The sequence below is a fragment of the Streptomyces sp. 11-1-2 genome (assembly GCF_003595545.1).
GTDB lineage: Bacteria > Actinomycetota > Actinomycetes > Streptomycetales > Streptomycetaceae > Streptomyces > Streptomyces hygroscopicus_B.
The window spans coordinates 6,356,683-6,375,804 of sequence record NZ_CP022545.1; the positions used below are offsets into that span (position 1 = coordinate 6,356,683).

Consider the following 19,122-nt stretch of genomic DNA (forward strand, 5'->3'; position numbering starts at 1 on the left):
GACCGGCGACGGTTCGGGGGCCCCGCCTTGTCCATGGGTGTTCCATGGGTGATGCCCCGCGCTATCGGCTGAGGCCGTCGAAGGCGATGGGCAGATGCCGGGGGCCTCTGAGGACGGCGTTGTGGCGGTAAGGGGGCGGGTCCTCGACCAGGCGGGGGTTGTCCAGCCGGCGGACGAGTTCGGCCAGGGCGGCCTGTGCCTCGAGGCGGGCGAGGGGCGAGCCGATGCAGTTGTGGATGCCGCTGCCGAAGCCGAAGTGCTGGTTGTCCGGGCGGTCGGGGATGAAGCGGTCGGGCTCGGAGAAGCGCTGGGGATCCCGGTTCCCGGAGGCCGGGACGAGCCACAGCGAGGCGCCCTGGGGAATGGTGGTACCGGCGATCTCGATGTCGTCGAGCGTGGTGCGCTCGGGCAGCAACTGCACGGGCGGTTCGAAGCGCAGCAGTTCTTCCACGAGCGGGATGACCAGGTCGGGGTCCGCACGCAGCCGCTTGAGGGTGTCGGGGTGGCGCAGCAGGGTGAGCATCCCGTTGGTGATGAGGTTGACGGTGGTCTCGTGGCCGGCGATCAGCAGCAGCGTCAGGTTGCTGAGCATCTCGGGCAGGGACATCGGGCTCTCGTCGGCTCCGCGGTCGGTGGCCAGGGCGGAGATCATGTCCTCCCGGGGTGCGCGGCGGCGCTGGGCGATCAGGCCCGACAGGTATTCGGCGAGCTGGTGCCGGGCCTCCCGGACGGCCCGCACGTGGGCCTGCTGCTCCTCGGGCGTGCCGACGAGCGGCTCGACGGCGGTGGCGACGGTGTCGGCCCAGCCGTGGAAGCGCTGCTCGTCCTCCTGCGGGACGCCGAGCAGGCGGCAGATCACGGTGACGGGGAAGGGGTAGGAGAAGTCGTCGACGAGGTCGATCCGGTCCCGCCCCTCGAAGCGGTCGATGAGTTCGGAGACGATTCCCGAGATCTCGCCGTGCAGGCCGTAGACGCGCCGGGGGGCGTGCGGGGGGCCGTACGTCCGCATGATCAGCCGGCGCAGGCGGTCGTGGTCGGGAGGGTCGAGCCTGATGAAGCTCGGCGGCAGGTCGGGGTCCTCGATGGCGGGGGCGGTCTTCGCCTCGGGGGCGAGATTGCGGACGTCGGAGCTGACCCTGGGGTCATGGAGCAGGCTGTGGATCTCCCAGTAGGTGCTGACCAGGTAGGGGCCCGATTCGTCCCGCACCACGGGGGTCCTGCGGAGTTCGGCATACAGCGGGTAGGGGTCGGCGCGGTTGGCGTAGTCGAGGATCTGGCCCAGGAGTGCGACCGACGTCATGGTGGTTTCCTTCCGGGATTGCCTTCCGGGCCGGCTGTCCTTCCGGGAGCCGGTGCTGCCGGCGTCAGGCGTGGCGTCCGTGTCAGGCGGGGGTGAACGTGACGCGCTGGTCGGTCGGGGAGTAGCCGCTCACGGTGACCTGGGGGCCGTGGGTGGGCACCGAGGGGTCGGGGAATCCGGCCGGCACCGGACGCATGCCTTCGGTCCGCCGGTCGACGGTGGCGAACGGCGGGGGGAAGGGCGCGGCCTGTTCGATCTGCCGCTGGTAGAACTCCAGCCATTTCGCCTGGTCGAAGGTGACGGCGGCGATGACGCGGCCCTGGTAGCCATAGGCCGCGGTGAAGCGGTGTTCGCCCAGCGACCCCTGGCTGACGATGATCTGGTCGGCCATGTTCGGGACCCCGACGGACTTGATGTTGACGCCGAACTGGGCCGACCAGAAATACGGCGTCCACAGGTGCGGGCGGCGCTCCTCACCGCGGCAGATCATGTTGTGGGCCGCGACCTCGGCCTGCGCGACCGCGTTGCCCCAGTGCTCCAGGGACAGGAACCGGTAGCCGAACAGCGGATGCGGGGAGCGGGCGACGTCTCCCGCGACGAACACATCGTCGGCGACGATGCCCCGTACGTCGAAGGCCCGGCAGCCCGCGTCGCAGGCGATCCCGCGAGGCCCCGCGGCCAGCCCGGATCCCGCGAGCCATTCGGTGTTGCGCGTCGCCCCCAGGGCGACGACGGCCACCTCCGCGTCCACCGTGCCGCCGTCCGAGAAGTGGGCCCGCCGCAGCCTTCCCACACCGTCGCCTTCGAGCCCGGTGACCATCACCCCGCAGCGCAGGTCGACGCCGTGCTGGTGCTGCAGCTCGGCGGCCACGTCGCCGATCACGCTGCCCAGGGCGCCCGACAGGGGGGCCGGGCCGCGTTCGGCGACGGTGACCGGCAGGTCCCGCTCGCGGCAGACGGAGGCGATCTCCGAGCCGGTGAATCCGGCACCGATCACCAGCACCCGGCTGGGCCCGGCCTTCAGCCGGTGTCTCAACCGGGTGGCGTCGTCCCTGGTCCGCAGCACGAAGACGCCGTCAAGACCGGCCTCCAGCTCGTTCGGCCACGGGCGGGAGCGCACCCCGGTGGCGATCAGCAGCCGGTCGTACTCCACCGACGTGCCATCGGCGAGAGCCACCCGCTTGGCCGACGGATCCAGGCCGGTCGCGGCGGCACCCAGCCGCCACTGCGCCTCGATCGCGCGGCTCCGGGGAAGGGCCGTATGGTCGGCCGGCACCCTGCCGAGCAGCACCTGTTTGGACAGCGGCGGACGGTCGTACGGCTCGTACGGCTCGTCACCGATCATGGTGAGGGTGCCGGTGAAGCCCTCCTCCCGGAGCGTCTCGGCGGCCCGCAGCCCCGCCAGGGAGGCACCCACGACGACGATGCGGCCCTCGCGCCTGAGCCGCTCCAGGGAACCGTCAACCGCCATCGGAGACACCCGCCCCCTCCACGGTCCACGCCGCTCCCGCGCCCTCCACGGTGATGGCCTTGACCGGACAGGCCGCCTCCGCCCGCAGGACGTCCAGGCGCCGCGTGTCGTCGGGCTGCCCGTCGTACAGCAGCGCTTCCTCACCGTGCATCGCAAACACATCCGGCGCGAGGAAGGCGCACTGTGCGTAGCCCTGGCACCGGTTGAGATCGACGACAACTCTCATGACGCCTCCGCTTCACCGCGAGGTGACGGTCTCTCCCAGCATCGGAGAGCCCCCGGCACGGCGCACATGCACCGGGTCAGACGGGCGGACGGCGGAGCCGTCGGCTACCTGCCGCCCGTTCGCGGGCTCAGGGCTCGCGAACGGGCTCAGCAGCCTCGAAACGCGCTTCAGCGCTCGCGAACGTGCTCAGCGCTCGCGAACGTGCTCAGCGCTCGCGGTGGACCTTGTGCTGGGCGGCCTGGGCGCGCGGGCGGATGACCATCATGTCGATGTTCACATGCGAGGGGCGGGTGACCGCCCACTCGACCGTGTCGGCCACGTCATCGGCGGTCAGCGGCTCGGCCACGCCCTCGTAGACGGCCGCGGCCTGGGCCTCGTCGCCGCGGAAGCGGTTCACCGCGAACTCGTCCGTCCTGACCATGCCCGGGGCGATCTCGATCACCCGCACCGGCTCACCGCACAGCTCCAGGCGCAGGGTGGCCGCGATGGCGTGGGCGCCGTGCTTGGCCGCCACGTACCCGCCGCCGCCCTCGTACGCCACCTGGCCCGCCGTGGAGGACAGCACGACGATCGTGCCGTCGCCGGAGGCGGTGAGGGCGGGCAGCAGCGCCTGGGTCACCTGGAGCACGCCCACCACATTGACCTCGTACATCGCCCGCCAGTCGGCCGGGTCGGCGGTGGCGACGGGCTCGGCACCGACCGCGCCGCCCGCGTTGTTCACCAGGACGTCGCAGCGGTCCAGAGCGGCGGCGAAGGACTCCACGGCGGCACGGTCGGTGACGTCCAGGACGTACGCCTCGGCCTCGTGCCCCGCCTCGGTCAGCTCGGCGGCGAGCGCGTCGACGCGCTCCTTACGGCGGGCGGCGAGGACGACGCGGTATCCGGCGGCGGCCAGGCGGCGCGCGGTCGCGGCGCCGATCCCGCTGCTCGCGCCGGTGATGACTGCGGTACGGGTGGTCATCGGCCCTCCTGTGACGACGTGGCGCAAACGGTGGTGCCTGCGCATGATCCATACGCAGGATATGACGGCCTGATTTACCTCCAACCGGGGGACTGAAGATCGGAATCCGCTAGCGGGCCCTGGGCTCGGGGAAGGGTGCAATGCGTCCGGCGCGGCGCCGGTAATGGAGCACCCATGCCCAAGGAGTGAATTCAGGTAATGACGCAGCAGAGCAGATTCCTTCAGCGGTCTCGTCGTTCTTTCCGGCGCTGGGGCGTGGCCTCAGCGGGTGCCATCGCGGCTGCGGCCCTGGTCACCGGCGCTCCGGGAACCGCATGGGCCGCGGGCAGCACCCCCGAGCCGCACTCGTCGCCGAGCAACAAGTGCCACCAGGACCGGGCGCACGGCGACAGCAAGGGGCACCACGAGAACGGTCACCAGAACCCGAATGGCCGCCACGACGACAACGGGCATCAGGACCCGAACGGCCGCCACGACCACGTCCGGGACGACGAGGGCAGCCGTCACGACGAGGGCAGCCGTCACGACGAGGGCGGGCGGCACGAGGAGAGCGGCCAGCGCGAGGACAGTGGCCAGCGCGAGGACAGTGGCCAGCACGAGGGCAGCGGCCGCTACGACGCGAACATGAACAGCGGTCGTGACGACCATGGGCGCCAGGTGGACAACGGCGGCCAGGAGAACAAGGAGAACGGAGGCGAGGAGAACGGCGGCCAGGAGAACAAGGAGAACGGCGGCCAGGAGAACAAGGAGAACAACGGCGGCCAGGAGGAGAGCGGCAGCCAGGACAACAGCCGGCGCGACGACAACGGGCGCCCGGAGATGAGCCACTACTTCCCCGGGAAGATCTGGCACGGCCCCCAGGGCCGCAGCATGGCGCGCCCCGAGCAGGCCGCGCAGCCGCAGCAGGCGGCTCAGCCGGAGCAGGTCGCCCAGCCGCAGGAGGCAGCGCAGACCGAGCAGATGGCTCAGCCGCAGCAGGCCGCCCAGCCCGCTGAGGAGGCCCAGGACCGCGGCGCCGTGCGCCCCGTCACCGTTCCCGCCCACGAGGACGACCAGGCGCGCCACGGCCAGGAGAACAAGCAGAACAAGCAGAACAAGGAGCACCAGGACGCGAAGAAGAACGACCCGGTGACGATCGCCGAGGCGATCGAGATCGCCGAGTGCGAGGTCGGCGGCCGGGCCGTCAACGCCGAGCTGGTGGACTGCCCCGAGGACGACCCGCACCACAAGGGCAACCACCAGGACGAGCGCAAGGACGACCGTAAGGACGACCGCAAGGACCCGCGGCACCACGACGGTCAGCGCAAGGACCAGCAGCGCAAGGACGAGCACAAGGACCCGCACCAGAAGGAGGGCAAGAAGGTGTGGGTCGTGGAGGTCGAGTGCGACCACACCCTCACGACCGTCTTCATCGACCCGGAAACCGGCTGCGTCCTCGGTACGGAGCAGGAGCAGGAGCAGGACGACCACCACGGTGACCACGGCAAGCAGGACGACCACGGTGACCACGAGGGCAAGGGCGGCCACGGCCGGCCGATGGTTACCGCCTAGGCACGTACATGATCACGGCGACTCCGGCCAGGCAGATCAGCGCTCCGATGACATCGAAGCGGTCGGGCCGGTAGCCGTCGGCGACCATGCCCCAGGCGAGCGATCCGGCGACGAAAACGCCGCCGTACGCCGCGAGGATGCGGCCGAACTCCGCGTCCGGCTGGAGCGTTGCCACGAACCCGTAGGCGCCCAGGGAGATGACCCCTGCGCCGATCCACGCCCAACCCCTGTGCTCACGTACGCCCTGCCAGATGAGCCAGGCGCCTCCGATCTCCAGGAGCGCGGCCACGGCGAACAGAGCGATGGAACGTGCGGTGAGCATGGGGGAAGGGTACGGCCCGATCATGAAACCTGAACGAACACCCATGGCCCGCCCGAGCCCCGGGCGTCGGCCGAAATTCCCTTTGCGCGCATCCGGCCGTGTGCCAGGGTCGGCCGATGACGACGTCGACGACATCCCGATGTGCCTTACTGCGCTGGCAGTTCGACCTGACCTGGTCGCTCTTCGAGTACCACCTGGAGCGGTTGGAGCCCGGGGACTTCCTGTGGGAGCCCGCGGCCCACTGCTGGACGGTGCGGCAGGGCGCTGACGGGGCGTGGGTGCCGGACTGGGCGGAGACCGAGCCCAATCCCGTGCCCGTCCCCACCATCGGATGGCTGAGCTGGCATATCGGCTGGTGGTGGAGCGTGACCATCGACCACGCGGAGGGACGGAGGCCGCGGGAGCGGACCGACGTCACCTGGCCCGGCGACGGTAAGGCGGCCATCGGATGGCTGCGGGGTCTGCGGGCGGCGTGGACGGCCGTGCTGGGACGGCTCACCGAGGAGGACCTGGACGGCATCGCGCCGTTCCCCTGGGATCGGGACCCCGAGCACACCGTGGCCCACATGGCGGCCTGGGTGAACGCCGAGCTGATGAAGAACGCCACCGAGATCGGCCAACTCCGCCTGTTGCGCGCCGCGTCCGCGACGTAGGGGCCCCGCTTTCAGAGCCCAGGCTTCAGGCCCCCGGCCTCAGGGCCACACCAAGCAGTACGCCTGGTGCCCCGCCTCGTGCAGCCGGTGGCTGAAGTCCTGCCACTCATGGAGCAGTTGATAGACCGTGAAGGCGTCCCGGGGGCCGCCGCGGTCGGGGACCGTGGACCAGATGAAGGCCGCGGCGCCCACGGACTCCTCGCCCACGCCGCGCAGCGGGTCGACGACGGTCATCGGGAGCTTGACGACGGCGTAGTCCGGGTGGAGGACGACCAGTTCGAGCGGGGGGACCCGGTGGAGCGGGACGCCCTCGATGCCGGTGAGGACCATCGCCGCGACCGTCTCCGGCTTGATCTTCGTGAACATGCCTTGGCCGAGTTCATCGCCGCCGAGCTCCTCGGGGCGCATGGAGATGGGGACCCTGGCCGCGGTGGCGCCATCGGGCGCACCGAAGTACTTGTAGGTCACCCCCATGCGGCCCCCGCTTCTGCCTGCCCTGCCCGCCTCGCCCCGCCGATGGCGTCCGGGCCGGGCACGCTCGGGGCCGCCTCGGTCGTCAGTCCCTTCACCCAGTTCGCCACCGCGATGCATATCTCCACCCGACCACTCGCGGCCACTACCGCGCAACCCGATCTCTGTTACAGCAACCTCCCCCACGCTCGGGCTGTGAAACGCCCGGCCGCGGGAGTCTGTCCGGCTCTGACAACATGGCTTGCGTGAGCTATCCGTACGCAGCCCCAGTTTCGCAGACGCTTTTCGATCGCGCGGCCGCCGTGACCCCCGGCGGCGTGAACTCTCCGGTGCGGGCGTTCCGCGCCGTGGGAGGAACGCCCCGGTTCATGGTGTCCGGTGACGGTCCGTACCTCACCGATGCCGACGGACGCGAGTATGTGGACCTCGTGTGCTCGTGGGGACCGATGATCCTCGGCCATTCCCACCCCGAGGTCATCGCGGCCGTGCAGGCCGCCGTCGCTCGCGGTACGTCGTTCGGCACGCCCGGTGAGGGTGAGGTCGAGCTCGCCGAGGAGATCGTGGCGCGGGTCGCCCCCGTCGAGCAGGTGCGCCTGGTGTCGTCCGGCACCGAGGCGACGATGTCGGCGATCCGCCTGGCCCGCGGGTTCACCGGGCGGTCGAAGGTGATCAAGTTCGCCGGTTGCTATCACGGGCATGTGGACGCCCTGCTGGCCGCGGCCGGGTCCGGGGTGGCGACCTTCGGACTGCCGGACACTCCGGGGGTGACGGGAGCGCAGGCGGGGGAGACCGTGGTGCTGCCGTACAACGACCTGGAGGCGGTCCGGGCGGCCTTTGTCGCGCACCCCGGGGAGATCGCCTGTGTGATCACCGAGGCATCGCCGGGCAACATGGGCGTGGTGCCGCCGCTGCCCGGGTTCAACGCGGGCCTCAAGCAGCTCTGCGCCGACCATGGCGCGCTCTACATCTCCGACGAGGTCATGACCGGCTTCCGGGTCTCCCGGGCCGGGTGGTTCGGGCTGGACGGCGTGGAGCCCGACCTGATGACCTTCGGCAAGGTCATGGGCGGCGGCTTCCCGGCCGCGGCCTTCGGCGGGCGCGCCGATGTCATGGAGCGCCTCGCCCCGGCCGGCCCGGTCTACCAGGCGGGCACGCTGTCCGGGAACCCGGTCGCCACGGCCGCGGGCGTCGCGCAGCTCCGGCTGCTGGACGACGCGGCGTACGGACAGGTCGACGCGGCCTCCGAGCGGCTGCGGGCGATGGCGACGGAGGCGCTCTCCAAGGCGGGCGTGGCCCACCGGGTGCAGGTCGCGGGCAACATGTTCTCGGTCTTCTTCACCGGCGACGAGGTCACCAACTACGAGCAGGCCAAGGCGCAGGAGTCGTTCCGCTTCACCGCCTTCTTCCACTCGATGCTGTCCCAGGGCGTCTATCTCCCGCCGTCCGCCTTCGAGTCGTGGTTCGTCTCCACGGCGCATGACGAGCGGGCGCTTGAGCGGGTGGCCGCGGCTCTGCCGGGGGCGGCGCGGGCCGCCGCCGAGGCCACTGAATGATGGGTGACATGACACAGAGCGAGAACGACATCACCGTCGTCCATGTGATGCGCCACGGCGAGGTCCACAACCCGGAGGGCGTGCTCTACGGCAGGCTGCCCGGCTACCACCTCTCGGACCTGGGGCGGCAGATGGCCGACCGGGTCGCCGAGCACCTCGCAGACCGTGACATCACCCATGTCGTCGCCTCCCCGCTGGAGCGGGCGCAGGAGACGGCGGGGCCGATCGCCAAGGCGCACGGCCTGGACGTGGCCTCGGACGAGCGGCTGATCGAGGCGGCGAACGTCTTCCAGGGCAAGACCTTCGGCGTCGGCGACGGCGCGCTGCGCAAACCGGCCAACTGGCGCCATCTCACCAACCCCTTCCGTCCGTCCTGGGGCGAGCCCTATGTCGACCAGGTGGTGCGGATGATGGCGGCGCTGGGCCGGGCGCGGGACGCCGGGCGCGGGCACGAGGCGGTGTGCGTCAGCCATCAGCTGCCCATCTGGATCGTGCGCAGCTTCGTGGAGCGGCGGCGGCTGTGGCACGACCCGCGCAAGCGGCAGTGCACCCTGGCCAGCCTCACCAGCTTCACCTACCGCGGTGACCGGATCGTCGCGGTGGGCTACAGCGAACCGGCCCGTGATCTTGTCCCGGCACATCTGCGCGCGGGCGCCAAGCCGGTGAAGGGGGCCTCCAAGGGCTTCGGCGCCTGAGCGGCAGCGCTTCGGCGCCTGAGCGGCAGGGCTACGGCGCCTGAGCGGCGCGGGCCGCGGTGCGCGTGACCGGCACATGGCCGCACAGTGGCCGGCGCGTCACGGTGCGCGTTCCCGAATGGAGACATTGTGTCCGCTGTGTAATCGACCGCGTTCCTTCGGAACCTCGCTATTCGCTTCGCCATCTCCAGGGTTGTCCGGACACCCCGGGCAATCAGAACGGCGAGTGCGAATTGAGGACGTTATGCGTGAGGTCAGCCGGAGGGGGATCCTCGGTCTGGGCATGGGAACGGCGGCATCACTGGCCGTCGCCGGCTGTTCCTCGGGATCCGGGACGCCGAAGCCTGCGAAGAAGACCACTCAGGCGAAGCCGATCGGTGACGGTTCCACTTCGCAGGGTGAGCAGCGGCCGGCGGACCCGAAACCTGAGCGGCTGGCACCGGGGCAGAAGCCGCCGCAGTTCGTGGTCTTCTCATGGGACGGCGCGGGAGAGGTCGGCAACGGTCTCTTCCCGCGGTTCCGCAAGCTGGCCAAGGACCACGGCGCGACCATGACCTTCTTCCTCTCCGGCATCTACTGCCTTCCGGAGTCGAAGAAGTCGCTGTATCGGCCGCCGAACAACCCGGTGGGCGCCTCCGACATCGGCTATCTCACCGATGAGCACATCAAGGAGACGCTGCGCAACGTCCGCGAGGCGTGGCTCGATGGCCATGAGATCGGCACCCACTTCAATGGCCATTTCTGCTCCGGAAGCGGGTCGGTGGAGAACTGGACGTCCGCGCAGTGGAAGTCCGAGATCGACCAGGCCATGTCCTTCGTCACGGAGTGGCGGACGAATACGCGCTTCACCGATGTGGATCCGCTGCCGTTCGACTACCACAAGGAACTCATCGGCGGCCGCACGCCCTGTCTGAAGGGCCAGACCAATTTGCTGCCGACCGCCCGGGAACTCGGCTGGCGCTATGACGCCAGTTCGCCCGGCGGACTCCAGGTATGGCCGTCGAAAAAGCAGGGCGTGTGGGACTTCCCGCTGCAGCAGATTCCCTTTCCGGGGCACACCTTCGAGGTGCTCTCGATGGACTACAACATCCTGGCGAACCAGTCGCAGAATTCCACCAAAGCCCCGCCCGCGAACTACCCGGGCTGGCGCAAGCAGGCCACCGAGGCGTACATAGCCGGCTTCAAGCGGGCCTATGAGACCAACCGCGCCCCGTTTTTCATCGGCAACCACTTCGAGCAGTGGAACGGCGGCATCTACATGGACGCCGTCGAAGAGGCGCTGAAGCATATGGCCGACGAGAAGCGGAAGGACGTCCGGCTGGTCTCCTTCAAGCAGTTCACCGACTGGATGGACGCACAGGACCCCGCGGTCCTGGCCGATCTGCGCGGGCTCGGCGTGGGCCAGGCGTGGAGCGCGAGTGGTCACTGACCGCGTCGGCGGGCCGTAAGGTCCGCGGAGGCCCTCCGTCCCCCGGGCGGGGGTGCCCGGAGGGGGGTGGCGAAGATCCCCAAAAGGGCCATGCGAAACTTTTCACATGAGTGCCTGCCGTGCCCCTCGGGGCCTCGCGACCCGTCGTGGCGTAACCGTGCCGGCCATCGGGGCCGTGATCGCCGCGCTGTCCCTGACCGCCTGCGGCGGGGGCGGCACCTCGGGCGGCTCCGCCGATACCAAGTTCGTCCAGGGCAAGGGCGGCGTGGACACGGTCTCCGAGGAGAACCGTAAGGACGCCCCCAAGCTGTCGGGGAAGACCCTGGAGGACAAGCCGCTGGACGTGGCGGACTACAAGGGCAAGATCGTGGTCCTGAACGTCTGGGGCTCGTGGTGCGCCCCCTGCCGGGCGGAGGCGGCGAACCTCGCCAAGGTCGCCAAGGACACCAAGGCCAAGGGCGTGCAGTTCGTCGGGATCAACACCCGTGACTCCAATCGCGCCCCCGCTCTCAGGTTCGAGAAGGAATACGGCGTCGACTACCCGAGCCTGTACGACCCGATCGGGAAGCTCATGCTGCGCTTCCCGAAGGGCAGCCTCAACCCGCAGGCCATCCCCTCGACGATCGTCCTGGACCGGGAGGGCAGGATCGCGGCCCGCGCTCTGACGCCGCTCAGCGAGGAGCGCCTGCGCTCGATGATCACCCCGCTGATCGCGGAGAAGTGACCTCCGTGAGCACGCTGGCCGCCGCCACCGATCCCAACCAGACCGTCCTGACCGGGGCGCTGCTGCTGGCGCTTCCGGTCGCCCTGCTCGGCGGGCTGGTCTCCTTCTTCTCCCCCTGTGTGCTGCCGCTGGTGCCCGGCTATATGTCGTATGTCACCGGGGTCACGGGGACGGATCTGGCCGAGGCCAAGCGCGGCCGGATGGTCGCGGGCGCCTCGCTCTTCGTGCTCGGCTTCACCGCGGTCTTCGTCTCCGGAGGCGCGCTCTTCGGCAACTTCGGCTGGACCCTCCAGGAACACAAGGAGACCATCTCCAAGGTTCTCGGGGTTGTCACGATCGTGATGGGCCTCGCCTTCATGGGGGTGCTGGGGGGCTTCGGACAGCGGGAGTTCCGCTTCCACATCAAGCCCACGCTGGGGCTCGCGGGGGCGCCGGTGCTGGGCGCCCTGTTCGGCGTCGGCTGGACGCCGTGCCTGGGGCCGACGCTCACCGCCGTCAACGCCCTGGCGTTCAATGAGGCGAGCGCGGGGCGCGGGGCCCTGCTCACCGCCGCGTACTGCGTGGGGCTCGGGCTGCCGTTCGTGGTGGTCGCCGTGGCCTACCGCCGGGCCCTGGGTGCCTTCGGCTGGGTCAAGCGGCACTACGTCTGGGTGATGCGATCCGGGGGCGGCATGCTCGTCGTCCTGGGGGTGCTGCTGCTCACTGGTATCTGGGACACCATGATGGGCTCCATGCAGACCTGGGCTCAGGGCTTCAACGTTGGGATCTGACTGATGTCCACCACCGATACCGACACCGCGGCCGGCCAGGAGGCGCCGCCCGAGAGCGGCGCGACCGCCGAGGAGCGCGAGCTCGGCGCCGCGGAGTCGCAGCTCTCCACCGCCCCGGCCGAGGAGATCAACGTCCCCTCGCTGGGGCCGCTCGGCTGGGCCCGGTGGTTCTGGCGGCAGTTGACCTCGATGCGGGTCGCGCTGCTGCTGCTCCTGCTGCTCTCCCTCGGCACGATCCCCGGCTCGCTGGTCCCGCAGACCAGCATCGACCAGCTCAAGGTGCAGGACTTCCAGGAGCGGCACCCGACACTCACGCCGATCTACGAGAAGCTGCAGCTCTTCCACGTTTACAGCTCGGTGTGGTTCTCGGCGATCTACCTCCTGCTGTTCATCTCCCTCATCGGCTGCATCGTGCCGCGCACCTGGCAGTTCATCGGCCAGCTGCGCGGGCGCCCGCCGGCCGCGCCCCGCCGGCTGAACAGGCTTCCCGCGTACACCACCTGGCGCAGTGAGGCCGAGCCGGAGCAGGTGCTCGAGGCCGCCCGGAAGATCATGAAGCGGCGCCGCTTCCGCATCCACGGCTCGGGTGACGCGGTGGCCGCGGAGAAGGGCTATCTGCGCGAGGTGGGCAATCTGCTCTTCCATATCGCGCTGATCGTGCTGCTGGTCTCCTTCGCCGCCGGGCAGTTGTGGAAGACCGAGGGCAGCACCCTGATCACCGAGGGCGGTGGCTTCTCCAACAGCGTCACCCAGTACGACGACATCAAGTCGGGGCAGCTGTTCAACAACGACGATCTCGCCCCCTTCGGCTTCCAGCTCGACCGCTTCACCGCGACCTATGAACGCAGCGGTCCGCAGATGCGCACCCCGCGCACCTTCCGCGCCGATGTGTCCTACTGGGACGGCGCGGACGGTGCCACCCGCAAGACCTCCATCAAGGTGAACGAGCCGCTGGAGATCTCGGGCTACAAGGTCTTCCTGCTGAACCACGGCTACTCGCCCGTCGTCACCATCCGGGACGGCAAGGGCAATGTGGTGCACCAGGGCCCGGTGGTCGGGCTGCCGATCGACGGGGCCAACCTCACCGAGAGCATGGTCATCAAGGTCCCGGACTACCGGGACAAGAACGGCAAGAAGGACCAGATCGGCTTCCAGGGGCAGTTCCTGCCGACCTGGGTGCGCAGCCAGGGCATGTTCTCCGTCTTCCCGGCGCTGGACAACCCGACGCTGGTCCTGACCGCCTACCACGGCAGCCTCGGCGTCGACGGCGGCACTCCGCAGAGCGTGTACCAGCTGGACAAGTCGCGGATGAAGCAGTTCATGGAGCCCGACGGCAAGACCAAGTTCGCCCGGGCGCTCAAGGTCGGCGACAGCATGAAGCTGCCGAACGGCGCCGGAACGCTGTCGTTCGACGGCGTCAAGGAATGGGCGAGCTTCCAGATCTCGCACAAGCCGGGTGACCAGGGCGCCCTCATCGGCGCCGTCGCCGCCCTGGTGGGCCTGGCCGGCTCCCTGTTCATCCAGCGCCGCCGGGTATGGGTGCGCGCGGTGAGGGGCGACGACGGCACCACCGTGGTCGAGATGGCGGGGCTCGGCCGCAGTGAGTACGCCAAGCTCCCCGAAGAACTCGCCGATCTGGCCGTCCGTCTGCAGACGGACGCACCTCCGGCCCCGGAAGCGGAACCCGATCCGGAGCCCGGCCGGGACTCCACCGAGGAGCCCGGCAAGGACTCCACCAAGGACGCCGGTAAGGACTCCTCCAAGGACCCGAGCAAGGGCTCCGCCGAGGACCCGAGCAAGGGCTCCTCCGAGGACCCCAGCAAGGACTCCGCCCCGGAATCCGCATCCGACACCGCAGATCCCGCAGATCCTGCCGAAGGAGCGCGCGCGTGAACCTCGCCGCCGAAGTCAACGAGAACCTGGCTCATTACAGCAACGTGCTGATCTACTCGGCGATGGCGGTCTACACGCTCGCCTTCCTCGCGCATATCGCCGAGTGGGTGTTCGGCAGCCGCAGCGCCGTCGGCCGCACCGCCGCCGCGATCACCGCCGACGCCGCGGCCGCCCAGCGCGCCAAGGTGACCGTGCAGGTCGGCGGGCAGAGCGGCGGCACCGCCGTGCTGGAGCGACCGAAGATCGTCACCCGCTCCGCGGCGGGCAGCCGCGATGTCCCGGACGGGCCGGGCGCCGCGGGTGGCACCGAACAGGGCGATGTGTACGGCCGGATCGCGGTGGGCCTGACCGTACTGGCCTTCCTCTTTCATGCCGTCGGCGTCCTCTTCCGCGCGCTGTCGGTGCAGCGGGCGCCGTGGGGCAACATGTACGAGTTCTCCACGACCTTCGCCATGGTCGCGGTCGCCACGTACCTCGTGCTGCTGGCGCTGAAGAAGAATGTGCGCTGGATCGGGCTGCCCCTCGTCACCACGGTCCTCCTCGACCTCGGTCTCGCCGTCTCTGTCTTGTACACCGACAGCGACCAGTTGGTTCCGGCCCTGCACTCGTACTGGCTGTGGATCCACGTGAGCTGCGCGATCGTCTCCGGCGCCTCGCTCTACATCGGGGCCGTCTCCACGCTGCTGTACCTCTTCCGCGACCGCTACGAGGCCCAGCTCGAGAACCCGGAGGGCAAGCAGTACGGCCGGTTCGCCAAGTCCGTTCTGGAGCGGGTGCCCTCGGCGGCGTCGCTGGACAAGTTCGCGTACCGCATCAACGCCACGATCTTCCCGCTGTGGACCTTCACGATCATCGCGGGCGCGATCTGGGCCGAGGCGGCCTGGGGCCGCTACTGGGGCTGGGACCCCAAGGAGGTCTGGTCCTTCATCACCTGGGTCGCCTACGCCTGTTACCTGCACGCCCGCGCCACCGCCGGCTGGAAGGGCCGCAAGGCCGCCTACCTCGCGCTGATCGCCTTCGGCTGCTACCTGTTCAACTACTACGGCGTCAACATCTTCATCACCGGCAAGCACTCCTACGCCGGGGTCTGAGACCGGAACACCACCACGGCCGGTGCCCGTGACCCAGGTCACGGGCACCGGCCGTGGTGCGTGCGGACAGCACCGGCCGCCGCGTCAGGCCGTCCGACCCCTCCTCAGGGCGCGGCCGGCGGCGGGGAGTCCTCGGGACCGGAGCCGGAGCCGGAGCCGGAACCGGAGCCGGGCCCCTCGCCCTTGCGGCGCAGCTCCTCCTCGCGGCGGCGGAGGTCGGCCTCCCAGTCCTTCAGGCGCTCCTCGTCGCTCTCCTGGTCGTCCGTCGTGTCGGCCGGTGCGGCGTCCCCGTCGTCCTTACGGCTCGTGTCGTTCAGGGACTTGAGGAACTCGGGATTGTCGTCCGGCGCGACCCACCCGCCCCCGCCGCCCGCGCCGCGGGCAGCGCCCCGCCCGCCCCCTCCGGCGACGGCGCGCTTACGGCCCGCGATCAGCCAGGAGATGGAGCCCACGACGGGGAACAGCAGGACGAGGATTGCCCAGATGGGCTTGGGGATATAGCGGATGTCCTGTTCGTCGGTGGAGATGCAGTCGATGAACGCGTAGATGCTCAGTGCCAGCGGCACCAGGATCATCAGCACCCGTAGCATGAGGCGATTCCCCCTGCGTGTGGTGTTCGGGGCGGTGGCTCGGGCCCCCAGTTACGGGACCAGGGTAGTGCGTACCGGATACTGGGACGCATGGCTTATGACGATCTTCGTTCCTTTCTGCGGGCGCTCGACAAGGAAGGCGACCTCAAGAGGGTCAAGGCCGAAGTCGATCCGTACCTGGAGGTCGGGGAGATCGTCGACCGGGTCAACAAGGCGGGCGGCCCCGCGCTGCTCTTCGAGAACGTCAAGGGCTCGGCGATGCCGTTGGCCATGAATGTCTTCGGCACCGACCGCCGCCTCCTCAAGGCCCTCGGACTCCGCTCGTACGACGAGATCAGCGAGAAGATCGGCGGGCTGGTCAAACCCGAGCTGCCGCAGGGATTCGGCGGCATGCGCGAGGCGTTCGGGAAGCTGGGCTCGATGGCCCATGTGCCGCCGAGGAAGGTGAAGGACGCGCCCGTCCAGGAGGTGGTCCTCACCGGCGAGGACGTCGATCTGGACCAGCTTCCGGCGCTGTTCACCTGGCCCGAGGACGGCGGGTCGTTCTTCAACCTCGGCCTCACCCACACCAAGCACCCCGAGACCGGGGTGCGCAACCTCGGCCTCTACCGCCTCCAGCGCCATGACCGCCGCACCATCGGCATGCACTGGCAGATCCACAAGGACAGCCGCAACCACTACCAAGTGGCCGCCCGGCGCGGGGAGAAGCTCCCGGTGGCGATCGCCTTCGGCGCGCCGCCCGCCGTGACCTACGCCTCGACCGCGCCGCTGCCCGGCGACATCGACGAGTACCTCTTCGCGGGGTTCGTCCAGGGCCGGCGGGTCGAGATGGTCGACTGCAAGACGGTGCCGCTGCAGGTCCCGGCGGCGGCCGAGGTCGTCATCGAGGGCTGGCTGGAGCCCGGGAAGATGCTGCCCGAGGGTCCGTTCGGCGACCATACGGGCTTCTACACGCCCCAGGAGCCGTTCCCGGCCCTGACCATCGACTGTGTGACGATGCGGCGGCGGCCGCTGCTCCAGTCGATCGTGGTGGGCCGTCCGCCGACCGAGGACGGACCGCTGGGGCGGGCGACCGAGCGGTTCTTCCTCCCGCTGCTCAAGATCATCATCCCGGACATCGTGGACTACCACCTCCCCGAGTCCGGCGGATTCCACAACTGCGCGATCGTCTCGATCGACAAGAAGTACCCCAAGCACGCGCAGAAGGTGATGCACGCCATCTGGGGCGCCCACATGATGTCGCTCACCAAGCTGATCGTCGTGGTCGACGCCGACTGCGATGTACACGATCTGCACGAGGTCTCCTGGCGCGCCCTCGGGAACACCGACTACGGCCGCGATCTGACCGTGGTCGACGGTCCCGTCGACCACCTCGACCACGCCTCGTACCAGCAGTTCTGGGGCGGCAAGGCGGGCATCGACGCCACCGCGAAATGGCCCGAGGAGGGCTATACGCGCGACGGCGGATGGCCGCGCATGGTCATGTCCGACCCGGAGATCGCCGATCGGGTGTCAAAGCGATGGAAGGAGTACGGGCTGTGAGCGCCGATTCCGCAACCTCTGATCTCTTCGGCCCGGAACCGGCGCCGCCCGGCCGGGTCCGCGCCTTTCTGCGGCTGGTGATGATCGAGCACTCGGTCTTCGCGCTGCCCTTCGCCTACACCGCCGCGCTGACCGCGATGCATCTGTGGGACGGCACCGTCCACTGGACGCGGCTGCTGCTGATCACGGTCGCCATGGTGGGCATGCGCACCTTCGCGATGGCCTGCAACCGGATCATCGACCGCGAGATCGACGCCCGCAATCCGCGCACCGCCGGGCGTGAGCTGGTCACCGGCGCCGTGTCGGTGCGCACCGCCTGGACCGGCGCGCTCATCGCGCTCGCCGTGTTCCTGGGCGCGGCGGCGCTCCTGGGCCCGCTCTGTCTGGCGCTGGCGCCGTTCGCGGTGGTGCCGATGGTGGTCTATCCGTACGGCAAGCGGTTCACCGACTATCCGCACGCCATCCTGGGGCTGGCCCAGGCCATCGGCCCGGTGGGCGCCTGGATCGGGGTGACCGGCGAGTGGTCGTGGGACGCGGTGATCCTCGGGCTCGCGATCGGCATCTGGATCGGCGGCTTCGACCTGATCTACGCCTGCCAGGACGTGGCGGCCGACCGGGCGCACGGGGTGCGGTCGGTGCCGGCCCGCTTCGGCATCGCGGGCGCGCTGTACGGGGCGCGCGTCTGCCATGTGGTCACCACGGCCCTGCTGGTCTGGTACGCGCTGGCCACGGACGCCGGGGCGTTCTTCTGGGTGGGGCTGGTGATCGTCGCGGTGGCGTTCGGGTACGAGCACACGATCGTGCGGCCCGGCGATCTGTCCCGGCTGAACCGCGCCTTCTTCACGGTCAACGGCTTCATCGGGATCGCCCTCTTCGCCTGCGCGCTCCTGGACCTCATGGTGCGGGGCCTCAGCCTGTGAGACCCGCCGGATAGGCTCGGTGACGTGGAGACGCCGCACGAGCCTTACGGACCGCACGAGCCGTACGGGCCGCACGAAGAAGTGAGCCGGCGCCGTCCCTGGGTGGTCGGTGTGTCCGGCGCGTCCGGGACGCCGTACGCCGCCTCGGTGCTGCGCGCGCTGCTGGCGGCGGGGGAGGCCGTCGACCTCGTGGTCAGCAGGGCGTCACGGCTGACGCTGCTGGACGAGACGGGGATCGGGTTCCGCGACGCCCACTGGCGCGAGGATCTGTGCCGCTGGCTGGCGCGGGGCGCGGACGGCAGGCCCGACGCCTTCGAGGTGCCCGCCGAGGTCGCGGACGTGGCCCACTGGGCGGCCGGGGACCTGGCGGCCGGGCCGTCCTCCGGCTCGTACCCGACCAAGGGGATGCTGATCGTCCCGGCGAGCACCGCGTGTGTGGCCGGGGTGGCGCTCGGACTGTCGAAGGATCTGCTCCAGCGGGCCGCGAGCGTCACGCTCAAGGAACGGCGCAAGCTCGTGGTGGCGGTGCGCGAGACGCCGCTGAGCGGGCAGACCCTCAAAGCCCTGGTGTCGCTGGACGAGGCGGGCGCGGTGGTGCTGCCCGCCTCGCCGGCGTTCTACGCGGGGGCGACGCATATCCAGGATCTGGTGGACTTCGTCGCGGGGCGGGTACTGGACGCGGCGGGGGTGCCGCACAAGCTGTACCGCCGGTGGGAGGGGGAGCTCGGTGGGGACCGGGACCGGGGAACGGCCTAGGGGCGTCGGCCCTAGCGGGTCCAGCGCCTCCTGGTGCGCGCGGCGCGGGCCGCGACGACGGCCGCGCGGCGGGCCGCACGGGAGACGGGCCGGTCGGTGGCATGGGTTGCACGCGAGCGGTTGGCCAGGTCCCGCAGCTCGAGCATGCGGGCCTCTAGACCCTCGATCGTGTACACGGTGAGTCTCATCTCCTGAGGACAGGTG

The 19,122-nt window shown here is 70.1% G+C and carries 20 protein-coding genes; 12 read left to right on the forward strand and 8 right to left on the reverse strand.

Going from position 1 to position 19,122, the window contains the following annotated elements:
• Positions 1 to 61: 61 nt before the first annotated feature.
• The 4 genes from CGL27_RS27050 to CGL27_RS27065 all read right to left on the reverse strand — a co-directional run bounded on the left by CGL27_RS27050 (position 62) and on the right by CGL27_RS27065 (position 3,958).
• Positions 62 to 1,300, reverse strand: coding sequence for a cytochrome P450 (locus tag CGL27_RS27050; RefSeq protein ID WP_119990587.1), 1,239 nt, complete (start codon positions 1,298 to 1,300; stop codon positions 62 to 64).
• Between the two features lie 82 nt (positions 1,301 to 1,382).
• A complete protein-coding gene (locus tag CGL27_RS27055) occupies positions 1,383 to 2,771 on the reverse strand; it encodes an FAD-dependent oxidoreductase (RefSeq protein ID WP_119990589.1) in 1,389 nt (462 codons plus the stop codon).
• Positions 2,761 to 2,997, reverse strand: coding sequence for a ferredoxin (locus CGL27_RS27060; RefSeq protein WP_119990590.1), 237 nt, complete (start codon positions 2,995 to 2,997; stop codon positions 2,761 to 2,763). The genes CGL27_RS27055 and CGL27_RS27060 overlap by 11 nt, the downstream gene beginning before the upstream one ends.
• A gap of 205 nt (positions 2,998 to 3,202) precedes the next feature.
• A complete protein-coding gene (locus CGL27_RS27065; RefSeq protein ID WP_078642824.1) occupies positions 3,203 to 3,958 on the reverse strand; it encodes an SDR family NAD(P)-dependent oxidoreductase in 756 nt (251 codons plus the stop codon).
• Positions 3,959 to 4,213: 255 nt separating this feature from the next.
• Between CGL27_RS27065 and CGL27_RS27070 the strand changes: the two genes are divergently transcribed.
• A complete protein-coding gene (locus tag CGL27_RS27070) occupies positions 4,214 to 5,509 on the forward strand; it encodes a hypothetical protein (protein WP_119990592.1) in 1,296 nt (431 codons plus the stop codon).
• Here CGL27_RS27070 and CGL27_RS27075 read toward each other — a convergent pair.
• On the reverse strand, positions 5,499 to 5,831 hold the full coding sequence (locus CGL27_RS27075) for a YnfA family protein (RefSeq protein WP_078642826.1): 333 nt from the start codon (positions 5,829 to 5,831) through the stop codon (positions 5,499 to 5,501). The genes CGL27_RS27070 and CGL27_RS27075 overlap by 11 nt on opposite strands.
• Before the next feature lie 116 nt (positions 5,832 to 5,947).
• Between CGL27_RS27075 and CGL27_RS27080 the strand changes: the two genes are divergently transcribed.
• Positions 5,948 to 6,484: a DinB family protein gene (locus tag CGL27_RS27080; RefSeq protein ID WP_119990594.1), complete on the forward strand. Its 537-nt coding sequence runs from the start codon at positions 5,948 to 5,950 to the stop codon at positions 6,482 to 6,484.
• A 39-nt stretch (positions 6,485 to 6,523) separates the two neighbouring features.
• Here the strand turns inward: CGL27_RS27080 and CGL27_RS27085 are convergent, their stop codons facing one another.
• A complete protein-coding gene (locus CGL27_RS27085; RefSeq protein WP_237299092.1) occupies positions 6,524 to 7,075 on the reverse strand; it encodes a hypothetical protein in 552 nt (183 codons plus the stop codon).
• 116 nt (positions 7,076 to 7,191) lie between these two features.
• Between CGL27_RS27085 and hemL the strand changes: the two genes are divergently transcribed.
• The 7 genes from hemL (at position 7,192) to ccsB (ending at position 15,110) form a co-directional block, all read left to right on the forward strand.
• Complete coding sequence (hemL, locus tag CGL27_RS27090; RefSeq protein WP_119990596.1) at positions 7,192 to 8,508, forward strand: glutamate-1-semialdehyde 2,1-aminomutase; 1,317 nt, start codon at positions 7,192 to 7,194, stop codon at positions 8,506 to 8,508.
• Positions 8,509 to 8,516: 8 nt separating this feature from the next.
• On the forward strand, positions 8,517 to 9,203 hold the full coding sequence (locus CGL27_RS27095; protein WP_205587756.1) for a histidine phosphatase family protein: 687 nt from the start codon (positions 8,517 to 8,519) through the stop codon (positions 9,201 to 9,203).
• Between the two features lie 244 nt (positions 9,204 to 9,447).
• Positions 9,448 to 10,632 (forward strand): hypothetical protein, encoded by a 1,185-nt coding sequence (locus CGL27_RS27100; protein ID WP_078642829.1) that lies wholly within the window; start codon positions 9,448 to 9,450, stop codon positions 10,630 to 10,632.
• A gap of 106 nt (positions 10,633 to 10,738) precedes the next feature.
• On the forward strand, positions 10,739 to 11,356 hold the full coding sequence (locus CGL27_RS27105; RefSeq protein WP_119990600.1) for a TlpA disulfide reductase family protein: 618 nt from the start codon (positions 10,739 to 10,741) through the stop codon (positions 11,354 to 11,356).
• Positions 11,357 to 11,361: 5 nt separating this feature from the next.
• The gene (locus tag CGL27_RS27110) at positions 11,362 to 12,126 is read left to right on the forward strand and encodes a cytochrome c biogenesis protein CcdA (RefSeq protein ID WP_119994570.1); all 765 of its coding nucleotides are present in this window, start codon (positions 11,362 to 11,364) and stop codon (positions 12,124 to 12,126) included.
• Between the two features lie 3 nt (positions 12,127 to 12,129).
• A complete protein-coding gene (locus CGL27_RS27115; RefSeq protein ID WP_119990602.1) occupies positions 12,130 to 14,019 on the forward strand; it encodes a cytochrome c biogenesis protein ResB in 1,890 nt (629 codons plus the stop codon).
• Positions 14,016 to 15,110, forward strand: coding sequence for a c-type cytochrome biogenesis protein CcsB (gene ccsB / locus CGL27_RS27120; protein WP_078642832.1), 1,095 nt, complete (start codon positions 14,016 to 14,018; stop codon positions 15,108 to 15,110). Before CGL27_RS27115 ends, ccsB begins: the two co-directional genes overlap by 4 nt.
• Positions 15,111 to 15,214: 104 nt before the next feature.
• Here the strand turns inward: ccsB and CGL27_RS27125 are convergent, their stop codons facing one another.
• On the reverse strand, positions 15,215 to 15,700 hold the full coding sequence (locus tag CGL27_RS27125; protein ID WP_119990604.1) for a PLD nuclease N-terminal domain-containing protein: 486 nt from the start codon (positions 15,698 to 15,700) through the stop codon (positions 15,215 to 15,217).
• Positions 15,701 to 15,790: 90 nt separating this feature from the next.
• Between CGL27_RS27125 and CGL27_RS27130 the strand changes: the two genes are divergently transcribed.
• From CGL27_RS27130 to CGL27_RS27140, 3 genes are all read left to right on the forward strand, one after another.
• The gene (locus CGL27_RS27130) at positions 15,791 to 17,242 is read left to right on the forward strand and encodes a menaquinone biosynthesis decarboxylase (RefSeq protein WP_078642834.1); all 1,452 of its coding nucleotides are present in this window, start codon (positions 15,791 to 15,793) and stop codon (positions 17,240 to 17,242) included.
• On the forward strand, positions 17,239 to 18,162 hold the full coding sequence (mqnP, locus tag CGL27_RS27135) for a menaquinone biosynthesis prenyltransferase MqnP (RefSeq protein WP_078642835.1): 924 nt from the start codon (positions 17,239 to 17,241) through the stop codon (positions 18,160 to 18,162). The genes CGL27_RS27130 and mqnP overlap by 4 nt, the downstream gene beginning before the upstream one ends.
• Positions 18,163 to 18,243: 81 nt before the next feature.
• Positions 18,244 to 18,918 carry a UbiX family flavin prenyltransferase gene (locus tag CGL27_RS27140; protein WP_078642836.1) on the forward strand — a complete coding sequence of 225 codons (675 nt, stop codon included), beginning with the start codon at positions 18,244 to 18,246 and terminating at the stop codon, positions 18,916 to 18,918.
• 11 nt (positions 18,919 to 18,929) lie between these two features.
• Here the strand turns inward: CGL27_RS27140 and CGL27_RS50225 are convergent, their stop codons facing one another.
• Entirely contained in the window at positions 18,930 to 19,106 is a 177-nt protein-coding gene (locus CGL27_RS50225) for a hypothetical protein (protein ID WP_162953078.1), read from the reverse strand.
• Positions 19,107 to 19,122: the final 16 nt, after the last annotated feature.

Coding starts and splice junctions, on each gene's coding strand:
- CGL27_RS27050 (WP_119990587.1), bottom strand. CDS start 1,300: ATGACGTCGGTCGCACTCCTGGGCCAGATCCTCGACTACGCCAACCGC.
- CGL27_RS27055 (WP_119990589.1), bottom strand. CDS start 2,771: ATGGCGGTTGACGGTTCCCTGGAGCGGCTCAGGCGCGAGGGCCGCATC.
- CGL27_RS27060 (WP_119990590.1), bottom strand. CDS start 2,997: ATGAGAGTTGTCGTCGATCTCAACCGGTGCCAGGGCTACGCACAGTGC.
- CGL27_RS27065 (WP_078642824.1), bottom strand. CDS start 3,958: ATGACCACCCGTACCGCAGTCATCACCGGCGCGAGCAGCGGGATCGGC.
- CGL27_RS27075 (WP_078642826.1), bottom strand. CDS start 5,831: ATGCTCACCGCACGTTCCATCGCTCTGTTCGCCGTGGCCGCGCTCCTG.
- CGL27_RS27080 (WP_119990594.1), top strand. CDS start 5,948: ATGACGACGTCGACGACATCCCGATGTGCCTTACTGCGCTGGCAGTTC.
- CGL27_RS27085 (WP_237299092.1), bottom strand. CDS start 7,075: ATGCATCGCGGTGGCGAACTGGGTGAAGGGACTGACGACCGAGGCGGC.
- hemL (WP_119990596.1), top strand. CDS start 7,192: ATGGCTTGCGTGAGCTATCCGTACGCAGCCCCAGTTTCGCAGACGCTT.
- CGL27_RS27095 (WP_205587756.1), top strand. CDS start 8,517: ATGACACAGAGCGAGAACGACATCACCGTCGTCCATGTGATGCGCCAC.
- CGL27_RS27100 (WP_078642829.1), top strand. CDS start 9,448: ATGCGTGAGGTCAGCCGGAGGGGGATCCTCGGTCTGGGCATGGGAACG.
- CGL27_RS27105 (WP_119990600.1), top strand. CDS start 10,739: ATGAGTGCCTGCCGTGCCCCTCGGGGCCTCGCGACCCGTCGTGGCGTA.
- CGL27_RS27115 (WP_119990602.1), top strand. CDS start 12,130: ATGTCCACCACCGATACCGACACCGCGGCCGGCCAGGAGGCGCCGCCC.
- CGL27_RS27125 (WP_119990604.1), bottom strand. CDS start 15,700: ATGCTACGGGTGCTGATGATCCTGGTGCCGCTGGCACTGAGCATCTAC.
- CGL27_RS27130 (WP_078642834.1), top strand. CDS start 15,791: ATGGCTTATGACGATCTTCGTTCCTTTCTGCGGGCGCTCGACAAGGAA.
- CGL27_RS50225 (WP_162953078.1), bottom strand. CDS start 19,106: ATGAGACTCACCGTGTACACGATCGAGGGTCTAGAGGCCCGCATGCTC.